The 13586-nt window shown below is 71.9% G+C and carries 12 protein-coding genes; 7 read left to right on the top strand and 5 right to left on the bottom strand.

Features of this window, described 5'->3' with window-relative positions:
* The first annotated feature begins 62 nt into the window (after positions 1–62).
* From ACQPWU_RS21565 to ACQPWU_RS21555, 3 genes are read left to right on the top strand one after another with little or no spacing between them, the layout of a single operon-like run.
* Positions 63–1532: an alpha-amylase family glycosyl hydrolase gene (locus tag ACQPWU_RS21565; RefSeq protein ID WP_433442713.1), complete on the top strand. Its 1470-nt coding sequence runs from the start codon at positions 63–65 to the stop codon at positions 1530–1532.
* On the top strand, positions 1529–2554 hold the full coding sequence (locus ACQPWU_RS21560; RefSeq protein WP_433442711.1) for a LacI family DNA-binding transcriptional regulator: 1026 nt from the start codon (positions 1529–1531) through the stop codon (positions 2552–2554). The genes ACQPWU_RS21565 and ACQPWU_RS21560 overlap by 4 nt, the downstream gene beginning before the upstream one ends.
* A 21-nt stretch (positions 2555–2575) precedes the next feature.
* Entirely contained in the window at positions 2576–3448 is an 873-nt protein-coding gene (locus ACQPWU_RS21555; RefSeq protein WP_433442709.1) for a carbohydrate kinase family protein, read from the top strand.
* On the opposite strand, the gene ACQPWU_RS21550 is transcribed toward ACQPWU_RS21555, so the two are convergent.
* A complete protein-coding gene (locus ACQPWU_RS21550) occupies positions 3432–4643 on the bottom strand; it encodes an MFS transporter (protein ID WP_433442707.1) in 1212 nt (403 codons plus the stop codon). The genes ACQPWU_RS21555 and ACQPWU_RS21550 overlap by 17 nt on opposite strands.
* Positions 4644–4845: 202 nt before the next feature.
* Between ACQPWU_RS21550 and ACQPWU_RS21545 the strand changes: the two genes are divergently transcribed.
* Positions 4846–5472, top strand: coding sequence for a bifunctional 4-hydroxy-2-oxoglutarate aldolase/2-dehydro-3-deoxy-phosphogluconate aldolase (locus ACQPWU_RS21545; protein ID WP_433442705.1), 627 nt, complete (start codon positions 4846–4848; stop codon positions 5470–5472).
* An 8-nt stretch (positions 5473–5480) separates the two neighbouring features.
* On the opposite strand, the gene ACQPWU_RS21540 is transcribed toward ACQPWU_RS21545, so the two are convergent.
* Complete coding sequence (locus ACQPWU_RS21540) at positions 5481–6539, bottom strand: cation diffusion facilitator family transporter (protein ID WP_433442703.1); 1059 nt, start codon at positions 6537–6539, stop codon at positions 5481–5483.
* Positions 6540–6588: 49 nt separating this feature from the next.
* Here ACQPWU_RS21540 and ACQPWU_RS21535 point away from each other — a divergent pair, with 49 nt between their 5' ends.
* From ACQPWU_RS21535 to ACQPWU_RS21525, 3 genes are all read left to right on the top strand, one after another.
* Positions 6589–6945, top strand: a complete 357-nt coding sequence (locus ACQPWU_RS21535; protein WP_433442701.1) for an ArsR/SmtB family transcription factor — start codon at positions 6589–6591, stop codon at positions 6943–6945.
* Between the two features lie 129 nt (positions 6946–7074).
* Positions 7075–8238, top strand: coding sequence for a sensor histidine kinase (locus tag ACQPWU_RS21530; RefSeq protein ID WP_433442699.1), 1164 nt, complete (start codon positions 7075–7077; stop codon positions 8236–8238).
* On the top strand, positions 8235–8903 hold the full coding sequence (locus ACQPWU_RS21525) for a response regulator (protein WP_433442697.1): 669 nt from the start codon (positions 8235–8237) through the stop codon (positions 8901–8903). The genes ACQPWU_RS21530 and ACQPWU_RS21525 overlap by 4 nt, the downstream gene beginning before the upstream one ends.
* 141 nt (positions 8904–9044) lie before the next feature.
* On the opposite strand, the gene ACQPWU_RS21520 is transcribed toward ACQPWU_RS21525, so the two are convergent.
* The 3 genes from ACQPWU_RS21520 to ACQPWU_RS21510 all read right to left on the bottom strand — a co-directional run bounded on the left by ACQPWU_RS21520 (position 9045) and on the right by ACQPWU_RS21510 (position 13549).
* Positions 9045–9653, bottom strand: a complete 609-nt coding sequence (locus ACQPWU_RS21520) for an ACT domain-containing protein (RefSeq protein WP_433442695.1) — start codon at positions 9651–9653, stop codon at positions 9045–9047.
* A 798-nt stretch (positions 9654–10451) separates the two neighbouring features.
* The gene (locus ACQPWU_RS21515; protein WP_433442693.1) at positions 10452–12551 is read right to left on the bottom strand and encodes a bifunctional cytochrome P450/NADPH--P450 reductase; all 2100 of its coding nucleotides are present in this window, start codon (positions 12549–12551) and stop codon (positions 10452–10454) included.
* The gene (locus ACQPWU_RS21510) at positions 12548–13549 is read right to left on the bottom strand and encodes a cytochrome P450 (RefSeq protein ID WP_433442691.1); all 1002 of its coding nucleotides are present in this window, start codon (positions 13547–13549) and stop codon (positions 12548–12550) included. The genes ACQPWU_RS21515 and ACQPWU_RS21510 overlap by 4 nt, the downstream gene beginning before the upstream one ends.
* Positions 13550–13586: the final 37 nt, after the last annotated feature.

Below are 13586 nucleotides of genomic sequence, written 5' to 3'. Positions count from 1 at the left end.
ATGTAAGGGCTTGCGTAAACTTGCGGCAAGGGATTTCATAGTCGGGACCTTCAGGGGGGACTATGACGGCATGGTGGCGGGACGCCGCGATCTACCAGGTGTACGTGCGCAGTTTCGCGGACGGCGACGGCGATGGGATCGGTGACCTGATCGGCATTCGCGATCGCCTCCCCTACCTGGCGGGTCTGGGCGTGGACGCCGTCTGGCTGACGCCGTTCTACCGCTCCCCCATGGCCGACTTCGGGTACGACGTCGCGGACTACAGGGACGTCGACCCGCTGTTCGGGACGCTCGCGGACGCCAAGGCGCTCATCGACGAGGCGCACGACCACGGGCTGCGGGTGATCGTGGACATCGTCCCCAACCACACCTCCTCGGCCCATCCCTGGTTCCAGCAGGCCCTGCGCGGCGAGCACCGTGGTCGTTACATCTTCCGCGACCAGCCGAACGACTGGGAGTCGATCTTCGGCGGCCCGGCGTGGACGCAGGTCGAGGACGGGCAGTGGTACCTGCACCTGTTCGACTCCGCGCAGCCCGACCTCAACTGGGACGACGACGAGGTGCGCGGCGAGTTCGAGTCGATCCTGCGGTTCTGGCTCGACCTGGGTGTGGACGGCTTCCGCGTGGATGTGGCACACGGCATGGTCAAGCCGCGCGGCCTGCCCGACATCGGACATGCGAACCAGACCACGCTGATCGGCAAGGAGCCGGTGCCGTACTTCGACAACGACGGCGTGCACGAAATCCACCGCGCGTGGCGACGCGTGCTCGACTCCTACCCCGGCGATCGCATCGGCGTGGCCGAGGCGTGGGCGCCGACGGCCGAGCGGCTGGCGATGTACGTCCGCCCGGACGAGCTGCATCAGGCGTTCAACTTCCACTACCTGTTCACCCCGTGGGACGCCGCCGAGCTGAGGGCGGTGATCGACTCCTCGCTGGCCACCGCCGCCTCGGTGGGCGCCCCGACCACCTGGGTGCTGTCGAACCACGACGTCAAGCGCCACGTCACCCGCTACGGAAGCCTGGCCAGGGCCCGCGCCGCCGCGCTGCTGACGCTCGCGCTGCCCGGCTCGGTCTACGTCTACCAGGGCGAGGAGCTGGGCCTGCCGGAGGTGCTCGACCTGCCGGCCGGCGTGTGCCAGGACCCGCAGCGGCTGCGCGACCCCGACAGCGGCCGCGACGGCTGCCGTGTGCCGCTGCCCTGGACCCGTGAGTCCGGCTGGCTGAACCCGTGGCTGCCGATCCCGGCGGACTGGGCCGAGCTGAGCGTGGAGGCGCAGGAAGGGCTGCCCGGCTCGACGCTGGAGCTGTATCGGGCGGCGCTGCGGCTGCGGCGCACGTTCGACGGAGACCTGACCTGGCACGAGTCGCCGGAGGGCACGCTCGTGTTCTCCAGGGGAGAGCTTGTCTGCGCCGTCAACCTCACGGAAGCACCCGTGGACTTCGAGGTCGACGGGGAGCTCCTGCTCGCCTCGGATGTCCCTGGAGCTGGGGATTCGGCGGCCTGGTGGAAAGTAAAGTGTGTGGCATGAACGGTCACGCTCGCCTAGCCGACATCGCCGCCCAGGCCGGGGTGAGTGAGGCCACGGTCAGCCGGGTGCTCAACGGCAAGCCCGGCGTCTCGACCGCCACCCGCCAGGCGGTGATGGCCGCGCTCGACCTCATGGGCTACGAGCGCCCGCCCCGGCTGCGGCAGCGCAGCAACGGGCTCGTCGGCCTGGTGACGCCGGAGCTGGACAATCCGATCTTCCCCGCGTTCGCGCAGGCCATCGAGAAGGCGCTGACCCAGCACGGCTACACGCCCGTGCTCTGCACCCAGCTGCCCGGCGGCGCGCCGGAGGACGAGTTCACCGAGCTGCTGGTCGATCGCGGTGTGAGCGGCATCGTGTTCGTCTCGGGGCTGCACGCCGACACGACCGCGCGGATGGACCGCTACACCCGGCTGACCGACCGCGGGCTGCCGATCGTGCTGGTCGACGGCTACAGCGAGCACATCGACGCGCCGTTCATCTCGCCCGACGACCGCCTGGCCGCCCGGCTGTCCGTGCAGCACCTGGTGGACCTCGGCCACGAGCGGATCGGGCTCGCGCTGGGGCCGCGCAGGTTCGTGCCGGTGATCAGGAAGATCGAGGGCTACAAGCAGGCCATGGCGCAGCTGCTTGGCGCGACCGACGTCGACGAGCTGATCGCCCACTCGCTGTTCTCCGTCGAGGGCGGGCAGGCGGCCGCCGCGCAGCTGCTGGCCCGCGGCTGCACCGGCATCGTGTGCGCGAGTGACCTGATGGCGCTGGGCGCGATCCGCGCCTGCAGGGAGAAGGGGCTGTCGGTGCCGGGAGAGGTGTCCGTGGTGGGGTTCGACGACTCGCCGCTGATCGCGTTCACCGACCCGCCGCTGACCACCGTGCGCAAGCCGATCGGCGCGATGGCCTCGGCGGCCGTGCAGACGCTGCTCGAAGAGGTGAACGGCGCCCCCGCCAAGCACGTCGAGCTGATCTTCCAGCCGGAGCTGGTCGTCCGCGGCTCCACCGGCTCCGGCCCGCTGGTCAACCGGTGAACGAAGTGAGGCAATGAGCACGTGACGCACGACATCCTGGTCCTCGGCGGCGCCGGGGTCGACACGACGGTGTACGTGCCCGGGCTGCCGCTGCCGTACCAGGACACCTACCACGTCCCACCGGTCGTCGACCGGATCGGCAACACCGGTGCGGGCGTGGCACTGGGTTGCCACGCGCTCGGGCTGGGCGTCGCCTTCTCCGACCTGATCGGCGACGACCCGCAGGGCGCGCTCGTCCGCCAGGCGCTGCGCGAGGTCGACTGCTCCTGGGGGCCGGCCGCGGCGGGCACCCGGCGCAGCGTCCTGCTCGTCGGCCCCGACGGCCGCCGCACCTCGCTCCACGACCCCAAGGTCACGCCTGACGAGCGCCTGCCGCGCGAGCTGTACGCGAACGTGCGCGCCCGGCACGTCCACCTGTCGATCATGGACTTCTGCCGCCACGTCTACCCCGACCTCGACGGCACGCCCATCTCCACCGACCTGCACGACTGGGACGGCCTCAACGACTACCACAAGGACTTCGCCTACCGGTCCGACCTGGTGTTCCTGTCGGCCACCGCACTCACGGACCCTGTGACGACGATGCGCGACATCCTCGCGCGCGGGCGCGCCCACACGGTCGTGTGCACCCGCGGGGCCGAGGGCTGCCTCGTTCTGACGCGTGGCTCCGACGTGCGCGCCTTCCCGGCCGTGCCGCTGCCCGGGCCGGTGGCCGACAGCAACGGCGCGGGCGACGCGTTCGTCTCCGGCTTCCTGTACGGCACGGTGAAGGGCCGGTCGCTCGAGGAGTGCGTACGGCTGGGGTCGATCGCGGGGGCGCACGCCTGCACGGTCGCCGGCACCCACGAGTCGCCGATCGACGAGTCCCTGCTGCTGGCTAGGTTTTCGCGGTAGACGGCTGGTCCAGTTCCCGCCAGGCCCGGCAGACGAACGGCGGGATGGACGCGATCAGGTAGACGCTGGCGAACGCGTACAGAGTGGTCGTGAGGCCGGCCAGTTCGGTGAGCGAGCCGGCCAGCAGCCCGCCGAGCGGCATGGCCGCGTAGGCGGCGGCCGTCATGGCGCCCAGCGCCCGCGCTCTCAGGCGGGCGGGAATGCGCTCGAACTGGATCACGCCGAGGATGGGATTGATCGCGCCGGCCGCGAATCCGGAGAGAGCGGCCACGCCGAGCGCCACGGGAAACGGCGCGCCGAGGGCCAGCACCAGCACGCGCGGGACGCCGGCGACGAGAAAGCACCATCCGTACGTCAGCCTCATGGGTAATCGTCCGCCGGCCGCGCCGTAGACGATGGTGCCGGCCACCGCGCCCGCCCCGAGCCCACCGGTGAGCAGGCCGAACGCGCGGGGATCGCCTGCCACGTCGCGGGCGTACAAGGCCAGCAGCACCTGCGTCACGCCCGTGTCGAGCATGTTGACGACCACGATCATCCCGGTGGCGCTCGTCTGCAGCCGGTCGTGCCAGAGGAACGTCAGCCCGTCGCGCAGGTCACGTAGGTAGCCGCCGGATTCGCGTTCGCCCGCGTCGATGTGCGGGACTCCGCCGGAGATGAGCAGCGCGGAGAGGAGGAAGGTGACGCCGTCGACGATGAGGAGCGTGCTGGGCCCCGTCCAGAGGATGAGGATTCCGGCGAGCGGGGCACCCACCATCGTCGCGCCGCGGCTGACCCCGTCGTACGCTGCCGTCGCGCGGCCGATGCGCACGCGCCCGAGCGCCGACAGGTCGGGCAGCATGGCCTTGCGTGCCGTCTCCCCGGGCGTGGCCACCAGCCATCGTAGGAACAGGAGCAGCAGCAGGAGCGGATAGGAGAGCCCGGTCGTCAGCGACAGCGCGGGGATGGCGAGCACGACGAGGCCGCTCGTCAGGTCGGACAGCACGCTCGCCCAGCGAAACCCCAGCCAGTCCACGAGCGTGCCACCGAACGCCGCGGATATGACGATCGGGAAGGTGGTGGCGAAGGCGGCCAGGCCCGTCAGCCCGGCGCTTCGGGTGCTCTCCAGGACGAACCACGGGACGGCGAGCATGGAGAGCACGTTTCCGGTGACGGAAAGGGCGTTGGCGGCCAGCAAGGTGATGAATGGACGCCTCACGCGCGATAGCCCCCGGCAACGTCTCCCGCTTCAGCGTTCCTCACGGTCGGCGTGCGGTCAAGGGAGGCGGATGGCGGTTCTAGAGTCGGACGCGTCGGATTCGCGGCCGCCGGCGCCGTGCACCCGGACGCGGGCGCGTGCGGCGCGTTCCGCGGCCCGCACGTCAGCGGCCCGCACGACGTTCACCGTCAGAAGGGGAGTCATGTATCGGTGGGAGATCGTCCGAGCCGTCACCGAGCAGCGGGTGTTCGGGATCGTCAGGAGCCCGGGGCCCGATGAGGCGCTGGCCGCCGCCGAGGCGGTGCTGGACGCGGGGCTGAGAGCCGTGGAGGTGGCGCTCACCACGCCGCGCGCGCTCGCCGCCGTCGCGCGGCTCACCGAGCGGCGGCCTGAGGCGCTGGTCGGCGCGGGCACCGTGCTGGACGCCGCCGCGGCCCGCGCCGCCGTGGAGTCGGGGGCGCGTTTCCTGGTCTCGCCCAGCCTGCATCCCGACGTGATCCGCACCGGCCACCGCTACGGCGTGCCGGTCTTCCCCGGCGTGGCGACCCCGACCGAGATCGTCCGGGCTCTGGAGGAGGGTGCGGACGCGGTGAAGATCTTCCCGGCCTCCGCCGTGTCACCGTCGTGGCTGCGGGACGTACGGGCGGCGCTGCCGCAGGCTCCGGCGATCCCGACCGGAGGTGTGACCATCGACAACGCGCCGGAGTGGATCGCGGCGGGCGCCGTGGCCTGCGGGATGGGCTCGGCGCTGACCTCCGGCGGGGCGAAGGCGGCGGGCGAACGGGTCACCGCCCTGCTCGCCAGGCTCGCCGAGGTCGCGCCAGGGTAGGTCGCAGTTCAGTGGGTGCGATGGGCGGACAGCGAGGCGTGGTGGTCGGCGCCTGCCGGGCCGTGTGGGTCGGTGTGTACGGTGGCGGCCCTCAGGCGTGGGAGCTCGTGGATGAGGCGATGCTCGGCCTCCACCGCCACCGCGTGCGCGTCCACCACCGACATGCCGTGGTCCACGAGGATCTCCACCTCGGCGTGCAGGGCGTGGCCGATCCAGCGCAGGCGTACGGATCCGACCCGCCGCACCCCGTCCACCGCGGCCAGGATGCGTTCGGCGTGGTCCACGAGGGCGGGGTCCACGGCGTCCATGAGCCGGTGGTAGATCTCGCGGGCGGCGTCGCGCAGGACGAAGCAGATGGCGAACGTGATCAGCAGTCCCACGATCGGGTCGGCGAGGGGGAAGCCGAGGGCCGCGCCGCCCGCGCCGAGGAGTACGGCAAGCGAGGTGAAGCCGTCGGTCCTGGCGTGCAGGCCGTCGGCCACCAGCGCGGCCGAGCCGATCTCCCTGCCCACCTTGATCCGGTACCGGGCCACCCACTCGTTGCCCGCGAACCCGACCAGGGCGGCGCCCGCCACCCAGCCGACGGCCCTGATGTCCTGGGGATCGAGCAGCCGCACGACGGCCTCGTACCCGGCCAGGGCCGCCGAGGCGGCGATCAGGAGGACGATGCCGATGCCCGCGAGGTCCTCCGCCCTGCCGTACCCGTAGGTGAAGCGGCGGTTGGCGGCGCGGCGGCCGAGGGAGAACGCGATCGCCAGCGGGACGGCGGTGAGGGCGTCGGCCAGGTTGTGCAGGGTGTCGCCGAGCAGCGCAACCGAGCCTGAGGCGACGACGATCACCGCCTGGACGGCGGCGGTGGCCATCAGGACGGCGAACGAGACGGCCAGCACACGCATGCCACGGCTGCTGGACTCCAGGGCGGCGTCGGTCTTGTCGGCGCTGTCGTGGCTGTGCGTCCTGAAGAGGCCGTGGGAAACGACCTCGTGCACCATGTGCGCGAGTCCCCTCCCCGCCCCCGACCGCTGGTGCCCATGCCCGTGCCCTCGAAGGTCCTGCTGCTCAGCCATGGCATCCCTCGCTTGCGCAATTCGTCCGTTTTTATCAGGATATGTAGTTATGTACGCACGCGACAACGTCTCAGGTGCGAACCAGATGCAGGAGCAACCCACTCCCGCCCAGGTCAACGCGGCCGTGGACGCCTTCCGCATGCTGAGCGACGGCACCCGCCTGAGGCTGATGTGGTTGCTGTCGTCCGGCGAGCAGGATGTGAACTCGCTTGCCCAGGCCATCGGCGTGCCCCGGCCGTCCGTGTCACAGCACCTGGCCAAGCTCCGGCTGGCGGGACTGGTGGACACCCGCAGGGACGGGCGTCGCGTGCTCTACCGGGCCCGTGACTCACACGTACGGGCCCTCATCGCCGAGGCTCTGTTCCACGCCGGCCACGAGGTGTCAGGCCTGCCCCGCCACGACTGAACGTGGACCACAGTCATCGGACGGCGAGGATGGCGCGCTTCGCCAGCGCGGCGAAGAGGGGGCGGGCGGGCGGAGATCGTACTTTTGGCTGATTCAGCCAGCGGGGCCCGGCCTCCTAGCCTGGACTGCGTGAACGTCGGGAATCAGCTGGCCGCAGGTTCCGGCGTGCCCGGGAGGGGTGTCCGCGTCACGGTCGACGCCGGGCTCGCTGTGGCGTTCGCCGGGCTGCTCGCTTTCGGGGCGTACCGGATCGCCGGCACCTGGGGCGGCGGCTACTGGCAGTTCGGCTGCGCCGCCGGCGCCATGGTGTGCGGGCTCGCCCTGGCGCGTCGGCGCGGGCGGACGTGGGCGGCGGTGGCGGGGCTGGCCGTCGCGGCGGCGGCCGTCCTGGCGAGCCGGTACGCCGATCTACCGGCCGAGCCGGGCCCTGCCATGGTGCTGGGCCTGTCGGTGCTGGTCGGCTCCGCGGTCAGGGCGCTCCCGAGCCCGGCGGCCTGCGCCGTAGCGGCCGGTGGGCTCGCGGTGGCCCTCGGCAGCCTGCTCACCGCCCATGCGGCCCTCGCACCCGTGACGACGCTGAACCTCGGCGGATGGCTGGCCGGGGTCGCGTTCGGCCTGGGCCACAAGGTGCTGGCCGTCCGCCGCCGCACCATGGCCGACCACGTACGCCGCCACGAGCGTCTCCAACTCGCCAGGGAACTGCACGACGTCGTCGCCCACCACGTGACCGGCATCGTGCTCCAGGCCCAGGCCGCCCAGGTCCTCGCCCGCAGGCAGCCCGATCGGCTGGGCGGCTCACTGTCCGGCATCGAGGAGGCCGGCTCCGACGCGCTGGCCGCCATGCGCCGCCTCGTGGGCCTGCTGCGCGAGACCGACGAGGCGGCCCCGCCCGCGCTCGGTCCCGAACGCCTCAGCGACCTGGTCGAGCGCTTCGACGGCCCCGAGGTACGCCTGCACCTGCCCGACGGCGAGAACGAGCCCGCCTGGCCGCCTGAGGTGACCACCACCGTCTACCGGGTCGTACGGGAGTCGCTGACCAACGTCTCCCGCCACGCCCGGCACGCCCGCACCGTCGACGTCACCGTTGCCCTCGACCGCGACACCGTCACGGTCGAGGTCTGCGACGACGCCCCGCCCGTTCCCGCCCGGCCCCACCGCCGTGCCGGATACGGCCTGCTCGGCATGCGGGAACGCGTGGAGGCCCTGGGCGGCACGCTGCACGCCGGCCCGCGTCAGGGCGCCGGCTGGTCGGTACGCGCCACCCTGCCTCTGCCCGCGCGGGAGCGTCGATGACGATCAGTGTCCTGCTGGCCGATGACCAGGCGATGGTCCGCGCCAGCCTGCGGGTCATCCTTGAGGACCAGCCCGACATCGAGGTCGTCGCCGAGGCCGCCGACGGCGACGAGGCGGTCGCCCTGGCCCGTCGGCTGCGCCCGGACGTGTGCCTGGTCGACGTTCAGATGCCTGGCATGAACGGCGTCGAGGTCGCCCGCGCCCTGGCCGGCCCCGGCGTGCTCGCCCCGCTCCGAGTAGTCGTGGTGACCACCTTCGACCTGGACGAGTACGTCTACGGCGCGTTGCGGGGCGGCGCTGTCGGCTTCGTGCTCAAGGACGCGGGACCGGCCCTGCTGGTGGAGGCCGTGCGCGCGGCCGGCGCCGGGGAGGCGCTGATCTCGCCGTCGATCACGCTGCGGCTGCTGCGGCATGTGAGGGCCGGCGGATCGGCGTCCGCCCGCCGGGCCGGGCAGTCGCTGTCGGCGCGGGAGATCGAGGTCGTGCGGGCGGTCGCCAGGGGCCGTACCAACCAGGAGATCGCCGCAGAGCTGTTCATCTCGCTCAGCACGGTCAAGGGCCATGTCTCCGGTATCCAGGTCAAGCTCGGGGTGCGCAACCGGGTCGGGATCGCCTCCTGGGCCTGGGAGAGCGGCCTCGTGAGCGGCCACTTGGACGAGTCCTGAATCGTTCGGGATACCGTGCCGGTGACGGCCGCCAGACCTGCCACGCGGACTCGCATTCCGGGAGGCCGGCGATGGTGGCTGCGTCCGGGCCTCGTGATGAGGGCACGATAGATCGCCGGACGTCGTTCGGCCGTCAGCGGGTCAGGCCCGGGAGGCCAGCTTGGCGACCACGTCCACGATGCGGGCGGCACGTTCCAGCTCGGCGCGGTGGAACACCGGCCCGTCCGCCCTGGCGACCACCAGATGCAGGCCCTGGGCCACCACCGGCAGCAGCATCAGCCGCAGCTCGTTGGCGTCCATGGTGGCGGCACGCGGGGGCGGCTCCGGCAGGTCCAGCTCGAACTTCTTGGGAGCGGCCAGCGAGGCGTGCCGCACGGCTCCATCGGCCAGTGCCACCGACCACTCCGCTCCGCACAACCCCGGCAGCGCGTCCACCAGCGTGGCGAAGCCCCGTGCGGGTTCGGACACGACATGCATCAGCAGGTCATAGTCCAGCGCCGAACCCGGCACCTCCTTGGTCGCCCAGACGCCCTCCACCCGTACACCCGGCACCGCGGACAGCCGCTCGCGGGCCTCGGACGTGGTCACCGGCCCCGGCCAGGAGACGGTGAAGTCGTCCACGGCCCGACCGCCCTCGCGTTCGAGCACGATGACCTGCAAGATGTCCGCGCCAAGCGCACCCAGAGCCCTCGCGACCTGGCCAAGGCCGCCAGGCCGGTCCGGCAGCGACACCCTCAGTCGCAGCAGCATTGCCGCCCCCTTTCCAGAGGCTCCCACAGTGCCGTGGAAAGATTTCGAGAATATTCCACGGATATGTCGCACATGCTGCGGTTATATCCCAGCATGCAGCGTTAAGTCCGTATTGTCGATAAAGGGCTGGCGCAAGTTTCCGCAGGTCATGGTACGCCCCCTCCCAGGGCGCCACGCCAGGTCCTGGCGCGGCACCCCAAACCCCTGCACACCACCAAGGCTCTACAACCCAGCCTGCCGCGCGCTGGCCCCACGCCCCTGTCCGACACGCACCGCACGGGCCCAGCCTTCGGCTGCCGTGGTGGTCATCGTAGGAGTGCGCCGAACGACGCCGTGGTGGGCCGTCGTGAGAGCACGCCGCTCCCCGGGAAACGCCGTGGTGGGCCGTCGTGAGAGCGCGCCGGGCTCCGCCGTGCGACTCCTCGCCGACGCGGCGCCTTCGGAGGGCGCTTGCCGCGAGGGTCGCCCCGCGGGAGTGCGCGAACCGCCCGCATCGCCCTCCCCCGGCGGCTCCACCGTGCCACTCCCGCTCACCGTGCCACCGACCCGCGTGGAGCCCCATCGCCCAGCGTCGCCCACGCCCCGCCACCCAGAGCCGCCGCCGGTGCCACTTCTCGCCGACGCGGCGCCTTCGGAGGGCGCTTGTCGCGGATCACCCCGGCGGGGATACGCAGACCGCCCGCATCGCTATCGCCCGGCGGCGCCGCCGTGCCACTCCACGCCCACGGCGCTACCGACCCACCTGAACACCCGCCCCCCCGGCGCCACCGCGAGGGGGGTCGGGTGCGTCCGAGGCGGTCAGGCGAACACGTCCTGCTGGTAGCGCCCCGCCGCCTCCAGCCCGGCCAGCCACGCGGCGCCGTCCTGCCCCGTCCGCTCCCGGTGGATGTCCAGCAGCGCCTGCCGCACCGCCGGGGCCATCCGCAGCCCGTCGCCGCACACGTACACGTGGGCGCCCTGCGAGAGCAGCTCCCACACCTCGTCGGCGTGCGCGGCGATGGCGTCCTGGACGAACCGGTACGGGTGCCCCGGCACGGCGGAGTACGCGGCGTGTGCCGTCACGCCCCAGCGGGCGAGGTCGCCTGCGTACAGCTGGTCGTGCTGAGGGTGGCGGCACCCGGTGAAGATCGCGGCCCGGCCGGTGGCGCCCGTCAGCAGGCGCTCCTCGAGGAAGCCGCGCAGCGGCGCGAAGCCGGTGCCGGGGCCGACGAGGATCACCGGCGTGGCCGGGTCGTCCGGCAGCCGGAACGGCGGCGCGGGCACGCGGATGTAGCCGTAGAACACCTCGCCCTCCTTCAGGGAGGCGAGGTAGGCCGAGCACATGCCCTGGTAGGTGCCCGTGCCCGACCAGGCGGGGCCCTCGACCAGGCCGACGGTGAGCCGCACCAGACCGGGGTCCGCCAGCGGCGAGGACGAGACCGAGTAGTAGCGCGGCTTGATCGGCCCGGCCATCTCCAGGAACACCGGCAGGGGCAGCGAGATCGCCGGGAAGCGCTCGAGCAGCGCCAGCGGGGAGACCCGCTTGGCGAGGATCTCGTCGGCGTAGTTGGCGGTCAGCTCGGCGAGCTGACCGCCGGTCCACGGGCATTCGGTGTGGGCGGCCAGCGCCTCGATGTCCGCCCTGGTGGCCACGTCCTGCAGCTCGGCGAACTCGGTCAGCAGCAGGCCCGCCGTGACCGGCGTGTCCACGGGCAGGTGGGTGGATCCGGCGGCGCGCAGCCGTACCACCTGCTCGCGGGGGACGCGCAGGCAGCGCAGCGCCCACTCCACCAGCTCGGGGTCGTTCTTGGCGAAGACGGCCACGTGGTCGCCCGCCGAGTACGTGACGCCTTCGGGCAGCCTGGCCACGATCGAGCGCACGCCGGGACGCGGCGCCTCGATCGAGAAGTCCCAAAGTCCGGTGGGGTCGCCGGTCAGCTCCTCGTTGGAGACGACGGTCAGCGGGAAGGCCCGCGAGGAGACGACGGCCGGCCGGACCTCGGCCTCGCTGAGCACCTCCATCTCGTAGCGCGGCCCAGCGCTGTCGGTGGAGGCGCTGTACTCCTCGGCCAGCGCGGCCCAGAGCTTGGCGGTCCATGCGGACACGTCGCCGTCGAAGTCGCCGTCCGCGTCGGCCTCGCCGCGCTCGATCAGCGGCACGGCCCCCGCGGCGGTCAGCTTCTCGTACGCGCGCCGCGGGAACTCCTGGTATGTGGGCCACTGCGTGTTCCCGCAGCCCAGCACGGCCAGGTGGACACGGGACAGGTCGGGCAGCGTCTCGAGCGCGTCGAAGCGCTGGGCGTTGTCAGGGGCCTTGCCGTTGTAGGAGGAGGCGACCACGACCAGCAGGCCCTCGCTCGGGGGCGTCATGTCGTCGAGCGTGGTCAGCGTGGTGGCGAAGCCCGCGCGACCGGCCCGCTCGGCCAGGCGCTCGGCGATGTCGGAGCTGGTGCCGAGGTTGGAGCCGTACGCGACGGTGAGCGGGACGCCGGTGACGGCGATCTCCTGCTGCTCGCTCTCCTCGACCTCAGGGGCCACGACGACGGCCCGCTCGTGCGCGCGCCGCTCGCGGACCCGCACGGTGAACCCGTCCGGCTTGAGCGTGAGCGTCTGCTTGATCTTCATGCGGTAGACGTTCGGGTCGGAGATCGCGAAGCGGCGCAGGATCATCGCCAGCGCCAGCCTGGCCTCGGTGAGCGCGAACTGGCGGCCGATGCAGGCCCGCTCACCGTTGCCGAACGGCTTGTACGCGCCGGGGTGGTGGTTCTTCTTGTTCTCCGGCAGCCAGCGGTCGATGTCGAACTCGTCGGGCCGCTCCCACGCCTTGGGGTTGCGGTGCAGCGCGGGCAGCAGCATGCCGACGCCCTGGCCCTTGGCGATGGGGTAGCCGCCGATCGTGGTGTCCTCGACCGCGCTCACGCCGAACAGCGGGATCGGCGACCAGTGGCGCAGCGTCTCCTCCAGGATGCGGGGATGACGTCAAGCTTCATGATCGTCTCGTACGTGGGCGGCTCGTCGCCCGGCAGCAGCCGGTCCACCTCGTCGTAGGCGCGCGCCAGGGTGTGCGGGTCGCGCAGCAGGTTGTACAGGGCGAAGGAGAGCAGCCCGCTGGTGGTCTCGTGGCCGGCGATGAGGAAGGTGAGGACCTGGTTGCGGATGTTCTCGTCGGACAGGCGGGCGCCGCTCTGCGGGTCGGACGCCTCCAGCATCAGGCCCAGCAGGTCCTTCGAGCCCGAGACGCCCTCGGCGCGGCGCTGCCTGATCACGTCGTCGACGAGCTCCTGCATGGTGGCGATGTCGCGCCGGTACGCCTCCTCGTGCCCGCGCTTGAGCTTGGTGACGAACGGCAGCTGCTGGTTGCGCAGCATGGCCTCGGTCAGCGCGCCGCCCATGGCCCGCAGGAACGGGTGCAGCTCGGGCGAGTCGAACGAGTGGAACCGGTAGCCGAACCCGGTGAGCGAGATCGTGTCCAGGGTGAGCCTGGTCATGTCGTCGGCGACGGGCAGGTCCTCCCCCTGGCGACCCGCCCACGACTCGACGAGCTCCTCGGCGATCTCGAGCATCTGCGAGTAGTACGCCTTCATCGAGCGCTGGCTGAAGGCGGGCATCAGGATGCGATGCGCGTGGCCCCACACCGGCTCGTCGTGGTCGGCCGTGAACAGCCCGTCGCCGCCGAAATCGCGCACGATCGACAGCGGCGGCCGGATGCGCTTGACGAACCGGCTCTCGTCACACACTTCGGCGACCAGATCGGGGTCGTACACCAGCACGATCGTGCGACCGGCGACCTCCAGCCTGAAGATGCCCTCCTCGTACCGGGAGGCGACCTGGACGAAGTGCTCCACCGGCGAGTGAGAGGGAATCTGCAGCGTGTTGCCCAGGAAGGGCAGGCCCTGGGGTGCGGGAATCTGCGTCATGATTGCTCCCTTCGGGTAGCCATACACCGTATGGCTG

The sequence above is a fragment of the Nonomuraea sp. CA-141351 genome (assembly GCF_050944675.1).
Classification (GTDB): Bacteria; Actinomycetota; Actinomycetes; order Streptosporangiales; family Streptosporangiaceae; genus Nonomuraea.
The sequence above is the reverse complement of the archived record's forward strand: the minus strand, read 5'-3'. Positions and strand labels throughout refer to the sequence as shown.